This window comes from Alitibacter langaaensis DSM 22999 (genome assembly GCF_003096995.1).
Classification (GTDB): domain Bacteria; phylum Pseudomonadota; class Gammaproteobacteria; order Enterobacterales; family Pasteurellaceae; genus Exercitatus; species Exercitatus langaaensis.
This window is the reverse complement of record NZ_QENU01000003.1, coordinates 154,241-172,158: the sequence shown is the minus strand read 5'-3', so window position 1 is coordinate 172,158 and position 17,918 is coordinate 154,241. Positions and strand designations below refer to the sequence as shown.

The following is a 17,918-nucleotide window of genomic DNA, read 5'->3' as shown; positions in this document are numbered from 1 at the left end:
GTGCGCAGCGGTTTTTCTTTTGGGTGTAAACCTGTATAATTGCCGAAATTTTTTCGCTGAGAGATGACCATGAAATTTATTATCAAACTTTTCCCCGAAATCATGATTAAAAGCGATAGCGTACGCAAGCGTTTTATCAAGATTTTAACCAGTAATATCCGCAACGTACTCACCCGCGATTTTGACGTGGCAGTGGTGCGCCATTGGGATTTTATTGAAGTACGTTCGCAACAAGAAGAATTAAAACAACAAATTATTGAAAGTTTACAACGCATTCCTGGCATTCACCATTTTTTAGAAGTGGAAGAGCAGCCCTTCACAGATTTACACAATATTTTTGAGCAAACCTTGCAACGTGTGCGTTCCGAATTAGAAGGCAAAACATTCTGCGTGCGTGCAAAACGCCGCGGCAAGCATTCATTCAGTTCCTTAGAAATAGAGCGTTATGTTGGTGGTGGGCTAAACCAACATATTGAAACTGCAAAAGTAAAATTAAAAAATCCTGATGTAACGGTGCGCCTTGAAGTGGAAGATGACAAATTGCTGTTTATCAACGCACGTTATGCGGGAATTGGTGGCTATCCAATCGGTACGCAAGAAGATGTCTTATCATTGATTTCGGGGGGCTTTGATTCTGGCGTTTCAAGTTATATGCTGATTCGCCGCGGCTCACGGGTACATTATTGTTTCTTTAACCTTGGCGGTGCGGCCCATGAAATTGGCGTAAAACAAATGGCATACCATATTTGGAGCCGTTACAGCACTTCTCACAAAGTGCGGTTTATTGCCATTAATTTTGAAGATGTGGTCGGCGAAATTTTAGAGAAAATTGATAACGGACAAATGGGCGTGGTGCTTAAACGTATGATGGTTCGTGCAGCCAGCAAAGTGGCAGAGCGATTTAACATTGAAGCTATCGTAACAGGCGAAGCCTTGGGGCAAGTGTCGAGTCAAACTTTAACCAATTTACGTTTAATTGATGAAGCCGCAGAAGCATTAGTGCTGCGCCCATTGATCACCCACGATAAAGAACAAATTATTGCGCAAGCCCGTGAAATTGGTACCGATGATATTGCGAAATCCATGCCAGAATTTTGTGGAGTGATTTCAAAAAATCCAACGGTGAAAGCCATTCGTGAGAAAATCTTGGCAGAAGAGCAAAATTTCAATTTTGATGTGCTGCAAAGTGCGGTCGAAAATGCACAATATTTAGATATTCGTGACATTGCCGAGCAAACAGAGCGCGAAGTGGTTGAAGTGGATGCAGTTTCTGTATTGGGCGAAAACGATGTGATTTTAGATATTCGCAGCCCAGAAGAAACAGACGATAAGCCTTTTGAATTAGTGGGTTATGAAGTGAAATTATTGCCATTTTATAAACTATCATCACAATTTGTCGCACTCGATCAAAACAAAAATTATGTGCTGTATTGTGAGCGTGGGGTGATGAGTAAATTGCAAGCCTTATATTTAAAAGAAATCGGTTTTACCAACGTAAAAGTATTTAGCAAGCATCGCTAGTTAAGTTCTAGTTAATTGCGAGTTATTAAAAATAACAAATCCCCAAATTGTTACCAAGTGTGGTGAAAATTTGGGGATTTTTATGACTTCCAAGGCGTATCAAATTGCCATTTTTTGTGTGACTAATGATTTAATCACAACTGAACAGACTTAATGCCTTGTGCTATTGAGAATTATTGTACCAATAAATAGAAATTATTTTCGCCACGCAAAATATTGAGCGCTACCGCTGCGGGTTCTTGCTCTAAAATTTTACGCAAATCACTTAAGTTTTTCACGCTATCACGGTTCACACCCACAATGATATCGCCTGCTTTTAAGCCACGTTGCGCTGCTGGCGAATTTCTTTCTACTTTGCTGACTTTAACGCCTTTATCATCATTGGTTAAATCCGCGCCTTCAAGCGATGGCAATAAATTATCCGATTTTCCACTTGCAGATTGTGCTGTTTTTCCGTCATCAGATTGCAAGGTCACATTCACATTTTCAGTTTTGCCATCACGCAATACGGTTAATGCTAAGGTTTTTCCTGCGCCTGATGTCGCAATTTTAGCGCGGAGTTCAGCAAAGCTGGTGATTTTTTGGTCGTTTAACGCCACAATCACATCGCCTGCTTTAAGGCCAGCTTTGGCTGCGGCAGAGTTTGGTAACACTTCGCTGACAAATGCGCCTTGTTGTGCATCGATATTAAAGGCTTTCGCCAAGTCTGCATTCAGCTCACCACCTGTAATGCCAAGCATTCCGCGGCGCACTTCACCAAATTCAATAATTTGTTGTACTAAATTATTTGCCATATTCGATGGAATAGCAAACGCGATACCTGCATTGCCACCACTTGGCGAAAGGATCGCAGTATTAATACCGATTAATTCGCCGTTTAAGTTAATTAATGGGCCACCAGAGTTTCCGCGGTTAACGGCAGCATCCGTTTGAATATAGTTTTCATATTTGCTGCTATCAGAACCTGTTGAACGTCCAAGGGCGGACACAATCCCCGAAGTCACGGTTTGTCCCAAACCAAATGGGTTACCGATTGCCACTGTGAAATCGCCCACGCGTAATTTGTCGCTATCAGCAATTTTGATCGCGGTGAGATTTTTAGGCTGTTCTAATTGCACTAATGCCACATCAGATTGTTCATCAGTACCTACTACTTTCCCTTTAAATTCACGACCGTCGTTTAATTTCACGGTGATTTTATCCGCGCCATCGATCACATGGTTATTAGTGATCACATAGCCTTTTTCGGCATTAATGATAACGCCCGATCCCATACCTCTAAATTGGCGCGGCGCAGATTGACGGCCTCCGAAAAGATCATCGCCAAAGAAAAAGCGGAATTCTTCAGGAATTTGATCTTGTAAACCATTGCGTGCGCCTTTTTGTTTGCCTTCCACCGAAATAGATACCACTGATGGCAACACACGTTCAAGCATTGGCGCTAAACTCGGCGTGCCTAAGTTCCCAGCTTGGGCAATCATTGGCGGTAATTCTGCCATACTAACCATTGGTATTGAAAGTACACTTAAACCTAATGCAATAGCACTAAGTGCGAATTTTGCTTTTTTCATTTTCATTAATTTCTTCCCTAAATAAAATTAAAGTAAAAGAGAGTAATCTGATTGACCACTCTCAGCCATTTGACAAAGAAAATGGGGGATTGTTCGCAAAAATCAAGGGGCGATTTTCTATGGCAAAAGTGTGGTCAAAATTTGGAAAATTTTTTATCAACAAAAAAATAGCAGACATTCAGTCTGCTATATGGGAATTTAGCAATTAATGCTCAGCTTTGAATAAGCCTGACGAACCTTCTTTATAATCGCGCGGCGGCTCGTTTGTAGAAGTTTCTGCGGTAGATTTATCCGAGTTCATAAAACTCTGCAAAAATAATGTTTTTTGCGCGTTTGGCAATAATTCATCAGAAGATTTTGCCAAATGACGATAGATTTTTTGATAATCCTGCGCCAAAACTTTAAATAAATCAGCACTTTCCGCAAAATGCTTTTCAAGCAATTTCTGCTGTTTTTCAATTTGCTGTTTTGCCTGTTGCAATTCAGTTTCCGTTTGCGCTTGTTTTTTCACAGAACCTTTGGTTAAGCGTAATAGTAAATAGCTGATAATTGCGCCCGCCACAAAGCCAAATCCCGCAATTTGCCACATCTCCGTTGTCCAGTGTTGCATAATGACTCCTTACATCTTTCGAGTTTTATTGTTATACCGCGTTATCATAGCGTTAATTCGGTGCAAAGTCTTGTCAGACTTGTTGAAAGTGTGCATTGGATCACATTTGTTGATAAAAATGACCGCACTTTGCGCCAAGCCATTGAGATTATTTCAGACATCTAAAACATCTAAGGCATTTAAAAAGTGCGGTCAAATTTTAAGAGATTTTAATCAATCGGCGGAACATAACTGCCATTTGCAATGCTGTCTTTAATGCGATTTGCTTCGCTTAGCACTTGATCGAGCAAGGTTTTCACATTTTCTAGCGTTGCAATCGGGCTTAAGGTAGTCATCTTAAGGGATTGTTTGTCGCCTACTTTGGTGACACCAATATTAGCTTCGCCACGCGCGAACAGCTCGTCTGCAACGTTTTGGTTTAATGCATCGATAAATTCTGCAGGATAGCCTTGTGGCACCACACGGAATAACACCGAAGCAAATTGGCTTGGAACCAGCATTTCTAACTCGTCAGTGGCATTAATATAGCTTTCCACTTGTTGCGTTAATTTCACGCCGTGGTCAATCATTGAAGCGTACAGATCTTCGCCTAAGGCTTCTACGGTAAACCATAATTTTAATGCGTCAAAACGGCGGGTGGTTTGCAATGATTTTGCCACTAAATTTGGCACGCCGTGTTGTTCGTCATATTCTGAGTTGAGATAATCTGCTTTGTAATCGATAAAACGATAGTTGGTTTCATCTTTCAGCAAGAATGCGCCGCAGGAAATGCTTTGGAAGAAATGTTTGTGGAAATCTAATGTGACCGAATCAGTTTCTTCAATGCCGTCTAAGAAATGACGGAAATCCTTAGAAAGCAACAAAGCCCCGCCCCAAGCCGCATCAACGTGCAGCCATGCGCCAAATTTTTTGGTTATCGCACGAATTTCTTTTAAGGGATCGATTGCGCCAGCATCCGTAGTTCCAGCCGTTGCCACCACACAAGCCACAACTTTGCCTTGAGCATTCAACTCAGCCAGTGTTTTTTCCAATGCCACAACATCCATTTGCGCGTTCTGGTTGCACGGCACGGTCACCACGGATTGGAAACCCATTCCCATCATTGCCATATTTTTTTGCACGGAGAAGTGCGCGTTTTCAGAGCAAACTACTTTTACCTTTTTCAACGCATCAGCAGGGATACCATCACGTTGCACCGACCATTCTGAGCCATCTTCATTTTTCCAGTGTTTCGCAATCGCCCAATCACGAGCAAGCAATACGCCCATTAAATTTGACTGCGTACCACCAGAAGTAAACACGCCTGATGTGCCTTTGCCATAGCCGACTTTTTGGCGCAACCAATCAATTAAATGTTCTTCCATAATCGACCCTGCGGGGCTTTGATCCCAAGAGTCCATAGATTGGTTCGTTGCGTTGATTAACACTTCCGCGATTTGGCTGGTGACCATTGTTGGGCAGTGTAAGTGCGCAAGGGAGTGGGGGTGGTGTACTTTAAGGCTGGGCTTCAAGAAAATTTCCACCAAATGCTCAAGGGATTGTTGCACGCCTACGCCTTGTTTTGACGGATGAAAACCATCAATCAACGCACGCATTTGCTTAATTGAGCCGCCTGTGTACATTTTGTCATTTTTGAGCCAAGCACTTACCGCTTGCACTGCCTTATGCATTGCATTTTCGTAATCCGCGATAGATTGCGGATCGTTGCAAAAAAGCGATTGTCTGTGTTTTGAAATATCTGCCATTTGGAATTTCTCATCATCGAAAAAAAACACGAACTCGATGTTCGAGCTCGTCATAAATTGAGTAAAAGTGCGGTCAATTTTGCGTATTTTTTATCTTGAAATCTCATCAAAATCATGAAATTTAATGATTTTTGACCGCACTTTTGTCATTAGCCGCGTACTGCTTTGATTGCGTCCGCCACAGATTGTTTGAAGCGTTTAATAAATTCTTCACATTCCGCTTGGTTGATATTTACCGCACAAAGTACACGCACCACGTTGCCATTACGGCCGCCACGCTCTAATAATAATTTATTATTGAAGCAGGCTTTTTGGATTGCTACCGCCAATTCAGCGTCTTGCGGATAGGCGCCTGTGGCATCTTGTGGTTTGCGCTCATCAACGATGTCGATCCCCATCATTAAGCCGCGACCACGGACATTGCCGATGCATGGGTATTCTTTGCTTAATTCGCGTAATGCGCGAGTTAAGTATTCACCGCGATCTTGCGCATTTTGGGCTAAGTTTTCTTCACGCATAATTTTTAATGAAGCGTAGCCTGTTGCCATCGCTAATTGGTTGCCGCGGAAGGTTCCTGTGTGGCCTGCAGGCTGCCAAGCGTCAAATTCTTTACGAATTGCTAATACGGCTAATGGCAATGATCCGCCAACGGCTTTGGACATCACCACGATATCTGGCTCAATTCCTGCGTGTTCAAAGGCAAACATTTTACCCGAACGGCAGAAGCCCGCTTGAACTTCGTCCACGATCATTAAAATGCCGTGTTTTTTGGTGACTTCACGCACTTTTTGTAAGAAACTGATTGGGGCAGGCACCACGCCGCCTTCGCCTTGAATGGCTTCTAAAATAACTGCAGCAGGTTTCACTACGCCGCTTTCCACATCTTCGATAAAGTTTTCAAAATAGCGTTCAACCGCTTTGGCACCCGCTTCGCCACCAATGCCAAACGGGCAACGATATTCATGTGGATAGGGCATAAATTGCACGCCAGCCATTAAGTTTTGTACCGCATTTTTTGCGCCGAGGTTACCTGTTAATGATAACGCGCCGTGAGTCATGCCGTGGAAGCCCCCTGAGAATGCGATCACATTGCCACGGCCTGTATAGGTTTTGGCTAATTTAATTGCGGCTTCGTTAGCATCTGCGCCTGATGGACCAGTAAATTGAAGAATGTATTGATCTTTTGGGAAGAACGAAAGTAATTCTTCTGTGAATGCATCTTTTAATGGGGTAGTTAAATCAAGGGTATGCAACGGCAAACCGCTTTCTAAAACGTCTTTGATTGATTGCATTAATACAGGGTGATTGTGCCCTAATGCAAGAGTTCCTGCGCCCGCAAGGAAGTCGAGGTATTTGTTGCCCTCAACGTCAGTAACCCAGCAACCTTGTGCGCTTGCATAAGCAAAAGGTAATTTGCGAGGGTAACTACGAACATTTGATTCCATTTGATCTTGGCGATCTAAGAAATGTTTGTTTGATGCGAGAACTGCTTTTACAGGAGTGGTAATTGTCATTTTGATTAAAACCTTCTAATTGAGGTGAAAAAAATAAGTCGGGTGCCTTGCGAAGAAGCCAGGGCTATTGTTCCTAAAAGAACATATGTCATGGGGCATTTGACTCGCTACTTATTAAAAAAAGCGTTTCAGCTTTTTTATCTTTCCCCAGCAGGAAGCTGGCTGAGATAGGTTTCTTTAAACTATGGCTAAATTGACCGCACTTTAAAGTGCGAAATATGATAACGTTTTTTGTTAAAAAGAAAAGTGTTTTATTTAGGATAACAGCAGGTTTTCACGGATATGTATAAGAAAAATCTGATGTTCAAAAGTGCGGTCTAATTTTGCAAAGTTTTTTGCGCAAAAAACTGGCATTTTTCAAGCGTTCTGTGTATAATCCAGCGACCCTGTGAATGGCGCGGTTTTCCCACCGCCCATTATTTTATCAAGATCGCACTCGAAGGGGTGATGATTGAGATCAATGGTTGTACTCGAGAAGAGTACTGGGTATTAATATCAAATATTGGTAATTTAATTAATGAAAACTTTTGTAGCAAAACCAGAAACAGTTAAACGTGACTGGTATGTAGTTGATGCGACAGGTAAAACGTTAGGTCGTTTAGCGACTGAATTAGCTCGTCGTCTTCGTGGTAAACATAAAGCAGAATACACTCCGCACGTAGATACTGGTGATTACATCATCGTTATCAATGCAGATAAAGTAACTGTAACAGGTCGTAAAGAAACTGATAAAGTTTACTACTGGCACACTGGCTATGTAGGTGGTATTAAACAAGCGACTTTCAAAGAAATGATTGCTCGCCGTCCAGAGGCAGTGATTGAAATTGCGGTTAAAGGTATGTTGCCAAAAGGTCCATTAGGCCGTGCAATGTTCCGTAAATTAAAAGTGTATGCAGGTTCACAACACGAACACGCTGCACAACAACCACAAGTTTTAGATATTTAATCACGGAGCACTAAAATGACAGCAGCAAATCAAAACTACGGCACAGGTCGCCGCAAAAGCTCTTCAGCTCGTGTATTTATCAAACCGGGCAACGGTAATATCACCATTAACCAACGTTCTTTAGATGTTTACTTCGGTCGTGAAACTTCACGTATGATCGTTCGTCAACCTTTAGAATTAGTTGAGTTAACAGAAAAATTAGACTTATACATCACAGTTAAAGGTGGTGGTATTTCAGGTCAAGCTGGTGCAATCCGTCACGGTATTACACGTGCGTTAATGGAATATGATGAGTCTTTACGTCCAGCATTACGTGCAGCAGGCTTCGTAACTCGCGATGCTCGCCGCGTTGAACGTAAAAAAGTGGGTTTACACAAAGCACGTCGTCGTCCACAATACTCAAAACGTTAATTTTATATTTTCGTTTATATTCGAGAAATTGCAGTCCTTTTGGGCTGCAATTTTTTTATCTTTTTTCAGCTTTTTATTTCAAATTTGAATAAAAATCTGCTTAGGGGTTGAAAATCGCTATAGGGTTTATGGTAAAATAGACGCGTTTTTTAACTCTAAAATTTATATAAAATACAGTCGGGTAGTTAGACTGTAAATGCATTTACGTCAGCGGAGGAATAGATGACTAGTGCGGCAAATAAACGTTCAATAATGACACTTTTTTCTAATAAATCAGATATTTATTGCCATCAGGTGCGTATTGTTTTAGCAGAAAAAGGTGTTGCTTACGAAACGGAAAATGTCGATCCGCATGCAGTACCCGAAGATTTAATGGAATTGAACCCATATGGTACGCTTCCGACTTTAGTGGATCGTGATTTAGTGTTATTTACATCGCGCATCATTATGGAATATTTAGATGAACGTTTTCCGCATCCACCATTAATGCCCGTTTATCCTGTTTCACGCGGTAAAAGCCGTACCTTAATGTTGCGCATTGAGCAAGATTGGTACCCAACGTTGGCTAAAGCAGAAAATGGCACAGAGGCTGAGCGTGCAGAAGCTCTAAAACAGTTGAAAGAAGAAATATTAGCGATTGCGCCAATTTTTTCACAAATGCCTTATTTTATGAGCGAAGAGTTTAGTTTGGTGGATTGCTATATCGCACCATTATTATGGCGTATGAAAGAGCTTGGCGTTACTTTCACTGGCGCAGGCAGCAAGGCGATTAATGGTTATATGGAACGCATTTTTAATCGTGATTCATTCTTACAATCTATCGGTAGTGCAGCGCCGAAACACGTTATGGATGAAAAATAATGGAATTTAAATCTTCACCAAAACGCCCTTATTTATTACGCGCCTATTATGATTGGTTGCTTGATAATAATTTAACGCCTTATTTGGTTGTTGATGCGACCTATTATGGCGTAGATGTGCCGCAAGATTATGTGAAAGACGGACAAATCGTGCTAAACCTATCGCCAAGTGCAGTGGGAAATCTTTCATTAGGCAATGATGCTGTGGAATTTAGCGCACGTTTTCAGGGCATTCCTCGTAACTTGTATATTCCTATGGGCGCAGCAATTGCGATTTATGCACGTGAAAATGGCGATGGCGTGATGTTTGAGCCAGAAAGCTATTATGATGAGCTAGAGCATACTTCGGCAGAACCCGCTCAAAGTGCGGTTAAAAAATCGAAAGATTTAGTGGATAAGCCTAAAAATTCTGGCACAGCGAGTAAATCGGCTTCCCATTTGCGCATTATCAAATAACTCTATTTTAAAAGACGCCACGGAAATTTTCGTGGCGTTTCATTTTCTCTTATAAAGAGATGATTTATCTGACATAAACAAGCTGATAGAACGGTTTTTTTATGCTAGAATTCACGCTGATTTATCCCATTCAGTTTAAGGAAATATTATGCAAGTTTTAGAAGGTCAATTAGCTGCACCAAATGCAAAAATTGCCGTAGTTGTCGCGCGTTTTAATCAATTTATCAATGATAGCCTTGTCGATGGCGCTGTTGATGCATTAAAACGCATAGGTCAAGTGAAAGATGAAAATATCACATTAGTCAAAGTCCCAGGTGCGTATGAGTTACCATTAGCCGTTCGCCGTTTAGCCGATTCTAAAAAATTTGATGCAATCGTTGCATTAGGCACCGTGATTCGTGGCGGTACAGCACACTTTGAATATGTTGCTGGCGAAGCAAGTAGTGGTTTAGGCAATGTGGCATTAAATTCAGATATTCCTGTAGCATTTGGCGTATTGACCACAGAAAATATTGAACAAGCGATTGAGCGTGCAGGCACAAAAGCGGGTAATAAAGGTGCGGAAGCAGCATTGGTTGCGCTTGAAATGGTAAATTTGTTAGATCAAATTAAAGCAGCATAATATGATGACACAGAAAAAAGTTAGTCCACGCCGTCGTGCGCGTGAATGTGCTGTGCAAGCACTTTATTCTTGGTATGTTTCACAAAATGATGTGGCCGAAATTGAATTAAATTTTGTGACGGAACAAGATTTAAAAGGTGTTGATACGCCATATTTTCGTAAATTATTCCGCAACACGGTGGCAAATATTGATGCAGTCGATGCCACAATGGCTGAGTTTCTAGATCGTAGTTCAGAGGAATTAACGCCAATCGAAAAAGCGATCCTGCGTTTAGCCGTGTATGAACTAAAATACGAAATGGACGTGCCTTACAAAGTGGTTATTAATGAAGCCATTGAAGTAGCGAAAACCTTTGGTGCTGAAGATAGCCATAAATATATCAATGGTGTTTTAGATAAAGTTGCACCCTCTCTTGGTCGTAAATAGAGTAAAATAATTAGTCAGGTGCGTGGAAACGCACCCTTTTTTTATGTTATTGAGAATAATTCATGACAGAAAATCCGCTTTCTCGCCTTAAGTTAACCAATCCAATCCATTTACTCGCATTAGGCTTTGGCTCTGGCTTAATTCATCCTGCTCCCGGCACTTGGGGAAGTTTGCTCGGTGTGATACTTGGGGCTAGCTTTCTTGCTTGCTTTGGGCAAATTTCTTTTGTTATTTTGACCGCACTTTCATTCTTTATCGGTTGCTATTTATGCCACAAAACGGCGAAAGACATGGGCGTACACGATCATGGCTCGATTGTTTGGGATGAATTTGTGGGCGTATGGCTTTGCCTACTTGCGATACCCGAAGTTAATTTTTTGTGGTGCGCGATTGCGTTTGTGCTTTTTCGTTTATTTGATATTTGGAAGCCATTTCCCATTCGGCAGTTGGATGCCAAATTAGAAAGCGGCTTTGGCATTATGATCGATGATATACTTGCCGCCGTGTATGGTTTCATTGTGATCATGATCTTGCGAGTATTTTTATGATTAATTTAATTATCGTTCATTTTTTCGGGTTGATTACGCCGGGTCCTGACTTTTTCTATGTCACTAGAATGGCGGCGAGTAATTCCCACCGCAATACCGTTTGTGGCGTGATTGGGATTACCTTAGGCGTCGCATTTTGGGCATTAGCTGCGATGTTGGGGTTAGCCACATTGTTTGCCACGATGCCGCTTTCCCATGGCATTATTATGATTTTAGGGGGCGGCTATTTAATGTATCTAGGCTATTTAATGGCGAGAAGTCGTAAAAATGTGGTGTTTCAGCCGATGACGGAAACGGAAATGAATCAAAGCACAACGATTAAAAAAGAGATCATGAAAGGGCTGTTTGTGAATCTTTCCAATGCGAAAGCCGTGGTGTATTTTGCCAGCGTGATGTCGTTAATTTTAGTGAATATCACTGAAACTTGGCACATGGTGATGGCATTTCTGATTATTGTGGTAGAAACTTTTATCTATTTCTATTCGCTGGCGTTACTCTTTTCTCGTCCCGCCGCTAAACGTTTTTATAGCCAATATAGCCGTTATATTGATAATGCGGCAGGTGTGATTTTTTTAGGTTTCGGTGCGTTTTTAGTTTATAGTGGCGTAGCAGAAATTTCAGTTTAGACGTATAGAAGGAAAATAATATGACATTAAAAATTGCCGTTGTTGGTGCGGGCGGACGTATGGGCCGCCAATTAATTCAAGCCGTGCAAAATGCGGAAGGTATTGAATTAGGCGCAGCATTTGAGCGTAAAGGCTCATCATTGATTGGTTCTGATGCGGGCGAATTAGCTGGAATTGGTCACATTGGTGTGAAAGTGGAAGAAAATTTAGCAAGCCAAAGTGGCAATTTCGATGTGTTAATTGATTTCACACGCCCAGAGGGCTCATTAGAACATTTAAAATGTTGCGTTGAGCAAGGCAAAAATGTGATTTTAGGCACCACAGGTTTTGATGATGCAGGCAAAGCCGCGATTAAAGCTGCGTCAGAGAAAATCGGGATTGTCTTTGCCTCAAATTACAGCGTAGGGGTCAATTTAGTTTTTAAATTATTAGAAAAAGCCGCCAAAGTGATGGGGGATTACTGTGATATTGAAATCATTGAAGCCCACCATCGCCATAAAGTTGATGCACCATCAGGCACCGCATTATCTATGGGCGAACATATTGCGAAAACCTTAGGGCGTGATTTAAAAACACACGGCGTATTTGCGCGCGAAGGCATTACTGGGGAACGTAAACGTGATGAAATTGGTTTTTCAACCATTCGCGCAGCGGATGTGGTTGGCGAACATACCGTGTGGTTTGCTGATATTGGTGAGCGCGTTGAAATTTCACACAAAGCCTCAAGCCGTATGACATTTGCCAATGGCGCAGTGCGCGCTGCAAAATGGATTGCGGACAAAAAACAAGGTTTATTTGATATGACGGATGTGCTTGATTTAAATAATCTTTAATGCGATTGATTCAAAAGTGCGGTCAATTTTGAAGAAATTTTATAGAAAACATTGCATTCGCAGTATTTGACTGAAAAGGCGAGATTGGGCATTAAAGTTCGATTTCTAAATCTTCTTCGACTTGGCAGCAGCATAATAAAATTTCATTCGGATTTAAAAAGGCAAGGGGCAATTCTTTATAGGATACCTTGCCTTTTTTTATTTTTACACGACACGAGCCACAATAGCCCGAACGGCATTGGTATTCGTGATGAATATTATGGCTTTCAAGGGTTTCAAGCAAAGACGTGCTGTTACTATGTTCCAGCGTGAGATGCGATTGGCTAAGATGAATCTGATAAACCTTCATAGTTTTAATAGACACTAAAGAATGTTACGCATTGAAAAGTGATGCCTTGGAAAGTGATACTTTGAAAAGTATCGAAAAGTGTATAAAAGTGCGGTCAAAAATTTTCATTTTTTTGACCGCACTTATGTGGGCTAGAAATTAGAGATCAAAATCACCAAAATCGTTGGTGTCCACTTTGGAATCAATTTGACCCACGAGATAAGAGCTCACTTCCACTTCTTGTGGCGCGACTTGCACGTTGTCAGACACAAGCCAAGCGTTAATCCAAGGAATTGGGTTTGAACGGGTTTCAAAGGGTAATGGAAGCCCCACAGCCTGCATACGGATGTTGGTAATATATTCCACATATTGCACTAAAATATCTTTATTTAAGCCGATCATTGAGCCGTCTTTAAATAGATAATTTGCCCATTCTTTTTCTTGTTCTGCCGCCGCTAAGAATAAGTCGTAGGCTTCTTGCTTACATTCTTCGGCAATTTCCGCCATTTCAGGATCGTCTTGCCCTGCTGCCATAATATTTAAAATATGCTGTGTGCCGGTTAAATGTAAGGCTTCGTCACGTGCGATAAATTTAATGATTTTAGCATTTCCTTCCATTAATTGGCGTTCGGCAAAAGCGAAAGAGCAGGCAAAGGAAACATAAAAACGAATGGCTTCTAATGCATTGACGCTCATTAAGCAGAGATAAAGTTGTTTTTTCAGATTACGCAAACTGACAGAACATTCTTTGCCGTCAACGGTATAAGTACCTTCGCCGTATAGGCTATATAATTGGCTATCACGAATTAAATTATCGTAATAAGCGGAAATATCTTTCGCGCGTTTAATAATTTCTTCATTGGTAACAATATCATCAAACACGATTGATGGGTCATTCACGATATTACGAATAATATGCGTATAGGAACGGCTGTGGATAGTCTCGCTAAATGTCCAAGTTTCAATCCATGTTTCTAATTCAGGAATGGAAACCAAAGGCAGCAACGCCACATTTGGGCTGCGCCCTTGAATGGAATCTAGCAAGGTTTGATATTTTAAGTTACTGATAAAAATATGTTTTTCGTGTTCAGGCAATGCCGCGTAGTCAATACGATCTTGCGAAACATCAACTTCTTCTGGACGCCAGAAGAAAGACAGTTGTTTTTCAATTAATTTTTCAAAGGTTTCGTATTTTTGCTGATCATAACGTGCAACGTTAACATTTTGCCCGAAGAACATCGGTTCTTTTAGCTGATCATTTTTAACTTGGGAAAAGGTAGTGTATGCCATAAAGTATCCTTAATAAAATTAAATTAGTCAGTTATTTTGCCAATGCCGCAAAAGCCTTATCAGCAGCGTCTAAAGTGCGGTCAATATCTTTATCAGAATGGGCGAGAGACATAAAACCTGCTTCAAATGCTGATGGAGCAAGATATACGCCTTGTTCAAGCATTAAATGGAAGAATTTATTGAATTTTGCCGCATCGCATTGCATCACTTGTTGGAAATTATTTACTTCTTGCTGTTCGGTAAAGAATAAACCAAACATACCGCCAACATATTGCACGCAAAGAGGGACTGAATGTTTATCTGCGAGAGCTTTCAAGCCCGTAGCTAATTTTTTGGTTTGTGCGGCTAATTTTTCTTCGTTTCCTGCTTTTGATAATTCAGTTAGGCAAGCTAAGCCAGCCGCCATAGCAATAGGGTTGCCAGATAATGTGCCCGCTTGGTAAACAGGACCTGTTGGCGCAATGTATTCCATAATTTCACGTTTACCGCCGAACGCCCCCACAGGCATACCGCCACCAATGATTTTGCCTAAGCAGGTTAAATCTGGGGTCACGCCGTAGTAAGATTGTGCGCCGCCGAGTGCCACACGGAAACCTGTCATCACTTCGTCAATAATGAATACCGTGCCATATTGGGTGCAAAGATCGCGTAAACCTTGCAAGAACCCTGCTTTTGGCGGAATGCAGTTCATATTCCCAGCAACAGGTTCAACAATTAAGCAGGCGATTTCATCGGGATATTGTTCAAAGACTCGTTTCACGGAATCTAAATCGTTGTAAGTACAAGTTAAGGTATGTTTTGCAAAATCGGCAGGCACACCAGGGCCACTAGGCTGGCCAAGCGTTAATGCGCCTGATCCTGCTTTCACTAATAAGCTGTCGGAGTGGCCGTGATAACAGCCCTCAAATTTAATGATCTTGTCACGTTGAGTATAGCCACGAGCAAGGCGAATTGCCGACATCGTTGCTTCCGTGCCAGAGCTGACCATACGCACTAATTCGATTGATGGAATGAGTTTGCACACCAACTCGGCAAGGGTGATTTCACCTTCTGTTGGCGCACCAAAACTTAAACCATTAGGCACCGCTTGCAACACGGCATCAATAATTGCAGGGTGATTATGCCCTAACACCATTGGCCCCCACGAGCCCACATAGTCAATATATTGTTTACCGTCTGTATCGGTAATATAAGCCCCCGCTGCTTTTTGGATAAACACAGGCGTGCCGCCCACGCCTTTAAATGCGCGAACTGGGGAGTTCACCCCACCAGGGATAACTTGTTGAGCTCGGTTAAAAAGTGCGGTCGAATTTGACATAATTTTTCCTAATTTCTAAAACTGAAAACAGGGCGTATTGTACTCTAAAAATCCATATCTTAAAACTTCGCTTTGTGATATGCTTTTGAGCGTTTTCACAAAAGTAACAATAAGGCATAAAAATGTTGTGGCTTAGTTTTATTTTAACTTTTCTTGTGTCTTTCGGCACAATCATCGCTATGCGCCCCGTGGCAGAAAAAATCGGTTTAGTGGATAAACCCAATTACCGTAAACGCCACCAAGGTGCCATTCCATTATTAGGCGGTATTTCACTGTTTATGGGAAACCTGTGTTTCTATTTATTACAATGGGATCAAACACGTTTGCCATGGCTTTATCTTTTTTCGATCACCGTTTTATTAGTTATTGGTTTATTAGATGACCGCTTTGATCTGAGTGCCGCGTTGCGTGCTGTTATTCAAGCCGCTCTTTCTGTTGCCATGATTTATTTCGGTAAATTATCTTTAGATAATCTCGGGCAAATTATTGGACCATTCCAAGTGACTCTCGGCGCAGTCGGTTTTGTAATTACTGTGCTGGCAACCATTGCCGTGATTAATGCGTTTAATATGATTGATGGGATTGATGGCTTGCTTGGCGGCTTATCTAGCGTGGGGTTTGCCGCAATGGGGATTTTATTGATTTTGGATAATCAATGGGATTTGGCCATTTGGTGTTTTGCTTTAATTGTGGCGTTGATTCCTTATTCGATGTTTAATTTATGCATTCCCTTTGGTAAAAAATTCAAAATTTTTATGGGCGATAGTGGTAGCACTTTAATCGGCTTCACGATGATTTGGATTTTATTGTTAAGCACCCAAGGGCGTGGACATCCAATGAATCCTGTGACCGCCCTTTGGATTATCGCAATTCCGCTCATCGATATGATCGCGGTTATTTATCGCCGTGTGCGCAAAGGGAAAAGCCCATTTAAGCCAGATCGCTTGCATGTGCATCATCTTATGGTGCGTGCAGGGCTAACATCACGACAAGCATTTCTAGTGATCACCGCATTTGCTGCCTTATGCGCAGGTTTCGGTATTTTGGGCGAAGTGTTTTATATTAACGAATGGTTGATGTTTATTGCCTTTATCCTATTATTTTTCTTCTATTTATACTCGATCACCCGAGCATGGCGCATTACGCGTTTTATTCGCCGAGTGAAACGTCGCGCTTCGCGGAAGAAAAAGATTGCTTAACGGAACAAAAAACGCTTAGCCAAAAGGTTAAGCGTTTTTTATGGTTAATTTATGCGATAAGTGCGGTCAATTTTCAGTATTTTTCTCGTTTTTAATATTTGAGAAAATATTGGCTAAGATTGGCCCCGAAACATTATGCCAAAAGCTAAATACGGCACTTGGCACGGCAGCAATCGGGTTAAAATGCGCGCTAGCAAGAGCGGCACCTAAGCCTGAGTTTTGCATTCCAACTTCAATAGAAACCGCTTTGCTGTCTGCAATGTTCAAGCCGATGAGTTTTGCAGCGAAGAACCCCACTAAATAGCCCAAGCAGTTATGCAACACCACCACAGCAAAAATCAATAAACCAGATTCAATGATTTTATCTTTGCTCACCGCAACCACGGCAGACAAAATTAACACGATTGAAATTACAGAAACCAAAGGCATGGTTTGGCTCAGATCTTTGATTTGTTTTTTGAATATTGCTCGTACGATTAAGCCCAAGAAAATCGGGAATAAAACCATTTTTAATACGGAAACGAACATTCCCGCTGCGTCAATTTCTAGCCATTGGCTTGCTAACACATAGAAAATGACAGGCGTAAGCAAAGGGGCGAGTAATGTGGAAATGGTTGTGCAGGCAACAGAAAGCGCAGTATTACCTTTTGATAAATAAGTCATCACGTTAGACGAAGTACCACCTGGGCAAGAGCCTACCAGAATCACGCCAATGGCCAAATCCGCAGGCAAATTGAAGAGCTTGGCTAAACTGAACGCAATCGCAGGCATAATCACGAATTGCCCAATCACACCCACTAACACCGATTTGGGATGTTTAAATACTTCGCCAAAATCGTCAAAGGTTAGCGTGATTCCCATACCGAACATAACCAGCCCAAGTAAATAGGGGATATAAGGCGCAATTTCTTTAAAGATGAGTGGAAATTGAAAAGCGAGATAGGCAAACAATAACACCCAAAGGGCGAATGTTTTACTCGCAAACTGAGTGATTTTTAACAGTGTTTGCATGAGTTTCCTTGTTATAAAGAGAAGTAGTTAAGAATGGAGCAGTACCTTAGCATAATTCATAAGCAATAAAAAGTGCGGTCAA

General features: G+C 41.5%; 19 protein-coding genes. 11 read left to right on the top strand and 8 right to left on the bottom strand.

Going from position 1 to position 17,918, the window contains the following annotated elements; all coding sequences use genetic code 11:
• Nucleotides 1-69: 69 nt before the first annotated feature.
• A complete protein-coding gene (gene thiI, locus C8D76_RS03815) occupies nt 70-1,521 on the top strand; it encodes a tRNA uracil 4-sulfurtransferase ThiI (RefSeq protein ID WP_116631475.1) in 1,452 nt (483 codons plus the stop codon).
• A 173-nt stretch (nt 1,522-1,694) separates the two neighbouring features.
• On the opposite strand, the gene C8D76_RS03810 is transcribed toward thiI, so the two are convergent.
• From C8D76_RS03810 to C8D76_RS03790, 4 genes are all read right to left on the bottom strand, one after another.
• Complete coding sequence (locus tag C8D76_RS03810; RefSeq protein ID WP_116631515.1) at nt 1,695-3,092, bottom strand: Do family serine endopeptidase; 1,398 nt, start codon at nt 3,090-3,092, stop codon at nt 1,695-1,697.
• Nucleotides 3,093-3,297: 205 nt separating this feature from the next.
• Nucleotides 3,298-3,702 carry a Z-ring associated ZapG family protein gene (locus C8D76_RS03800; RefSeq protein WP_116631473.1) on the bottom strand — a complete coding sequence of 135 codons (405 nt, stop codon included), beginning with the start codon at nt 3,700-3,702 and terminating at the stop codon, nt 3,298-3,300.
• Between the two features lie 209 nt (nt 3,703-3,911).
• Nucleotides 3,912-5,447, bottom strand: a complete 1,536-nt coding sequence (ddc, locus tag C8D76_RS03795; RefSeq protein ID WP_116631472.1) for an L-2,4-diaminobutyrate decarboxylase — start codon at nt 5,445-5,447, stop codon at nt 3,912-3,914.
• 149 nt (nt 5,448-5,596) lie between these two features.
• Nucleotides 5,597-6,961, bottom strand: coding sequence for a diaminobutyrate--2-oxoglutarate transaminase (locus C8D76_RS03790; protein ID WP_116631471.1), 1,365 nt, complete (start codon nt 6,959-6,961; stop codon nt 5,597-5,599).
• A gap of 517 nt (nt 6,962-7,478) precedes the next feature.
• Here C8D76_RS03790 and rplM point away from each other — a divergent pair.
• From rplM to dapB, 9 genes are all read left to right on the top strand, one after another.
• Entirely contained in the window at nt 7,479-7,907 is a 429-nt protein-coding gene (gene rplM, locus C8D76_RS03785) for a 50S ribosomal protein L13 (RefSeq protein WP_116631470.1), read from the top strand.
• Nucleotides 7,908-7,922: 15 nt separating this feature from the next.
• Complete coding sequence (gene rpsI / locus C8D76_RS03780; RefSeq protein ID WP_116631469.1) at nt 7,923-8,318, top strand: 30S ribosomal protein S9; 396 nt, start codon at nt 7,923-7,925, stop codon at nt 8,316-8,318.
• Between the two features lie 222 nt (nt 8,319-8,540).
• A complete protein-coding gene (gene sspA / locus C8D76_RS03775; protein ID WP_116631468.1) occupies nt 8,541-9,179 on the top strand; it encodes a stringent starvation protein SspA in 639 nt (212 codons plus the stop codon).
• The gene (locus tag C8D76_RS03770; protein WP_116631467.1) at nt 9,179-9,634 is read left to right on the top strand and encodes a ClpXP protease specificity-enhancing factor; all 456 of its coding nucleotides are present in this window, start codon (nt 9,179-9,181) and stop codon (nt 9,632-9,634) included. Before sspA ends, C8D76_RS03770 begins: the two co-directional genes overlap by 1 nt.
• Nucleotides 9,635-9,782: 148 nt before the next feature.
• Nucleotides 9,783-10,256: a 6,7-dimethyl-8-ribityllumazine synthase gene (gene ribH / locus C8D76_RS03765; RefSeq protein WP_116631466.1), complete on the top strand. Its 474-nt coding sequence runs from the start codon at nt 9,783-9,785 to the stop codon at nt 10,254-10,256.
• 1 nt (nt 10,257) lies between these two features.
• A complete protein-coding gene (gene nusB, locus C8D76_RS03760; RefSeq protein ID WP_423802743.1) occupies nt 10,258-10,683 on the top strand; it encodes a transcription antitermination factor NusB in 426 nt (141 codons plus the stop codon).
• 62 nt (nt 10,684-10,745) lie between these two features.
• Complete coding sequence (locus C8D76_RS03755; RefSeq protein WP_116631465.1) at nt 10,746-11,231, top strand: phosphatidylglycerophosphatase A family protein; 486 nt, start codon at nt 10,746-10,748, stop codon at nt 11,229-11,231.
• Nucleotides 11,228-11,857, top strand: coding sequence for a homoserine/threonine efflux transporter (locus C8D76_RS03750; RefSeq protein ID WP_116631464.1), 630 nt, complete (start codon nt 11,228-11,230; stop codon nt 11,855-11,857). The genes C8D76_RS03755 and C8D76_RS03750 overlap by 4 nt, the downstream gene beginning before the upstream one ends.
• Nucleotides 11,858-11,877: 20 nt before the next feature.
• Nucleotides 11,878-12,690, top strand: coding sequence for a 4-hydroxy-tetrahydrodipicolinate reductase (dapB, locus tag C8D76_RS03745; protein ID WP_116631463.1), 813 nt, complete (start codon nt 11,878-11,880; stop codon nt 12,688-12,690).
• Between the two features lie 91 nt (nt 12,691-12,781).
• Here dapB and yfaE read toward each other — a convergent pair whose 3' ends face one another.
• From yfaE to hemL, 3 genes are all read right to left on the bottom strand, one after another.
• Nucleotides 12,782-13,039 carry a class I ribonucleotide reductase maintenance protein YfaE gene (yfaE, locus tag C8D76_RS03740; protein WP_116631513.1) on the bottom strand — a complete coding sequence of 86 codons (258 nt, stop codon included), beginning with the start codon at nt 13,037-13,039 and terminating at the stop codon, nt 12,782-12,784.
• 138 nt (nt 13,040-13,177) lie between these two features.
• Nucleotides 13,178-14,308, bottom strand: a complete 1,131-nt coding sequence (nrdB, locus tag C8D76_RS03735; RefSeq protein ID WP_116631462.1) for a class Ia ribonucleoside-diphosphate reductase subunit beta — start codon at nt 14,306-14,308, stop codon at nt 13,178-13,180.
• Between the two features lie 31 nt (nt 14,309-14,339).
• Nucleotides 14,340-15,626: a glutamate-1-semialdehyde 2,1-aminomutase gene (gene hemL, locus C8D76_RS03730; RefSeq protein ID WP_116631461.1), complete on the bottom strand. Its 1,287-nt coding sequence runs from the start codon at nt 15,624-15,626 to the stop codon at nt 14,340-14,342.
• Nucleotides 15,627-15,748: 122 nt separating this feature from the next.
• Here hemL and wecA point away from each other — a divergent pair, with 122 nt between their 5' ends.
• Nucleotides 15,749-16,825, top strand: coding sequence for a UDP-N-acetylglucosamine--undecaprenyl-phosphate N-acetylglucosaminephosphotransferase (gene wecA / locus C8D76_RS03725; RefSeq protein ID WP_423802742.1), 1,077 nt, complete (start codon nt 15,749-15,751; stop codon nt 16,823-16,825).
• 66 nt (nt 16,826-16,891) lie between these two features.
• On the opposite strand, the gene C8D76_RS03720 is transcribed toward wecA, so the two are convergent.
• Nucleotides 16,892-17,836, bottom strand: a complete 945-nt coding sequence (locus C8D76_RS03720) for a bile acid:sodium symporter family protein (protein ID WP_116631460.1) — start codon at nt 17,834-17,836, stop codon at nt 16,892-16,894.
• Nucleotides 17,837-17,918: the final 82 nt, after the last annotated feature.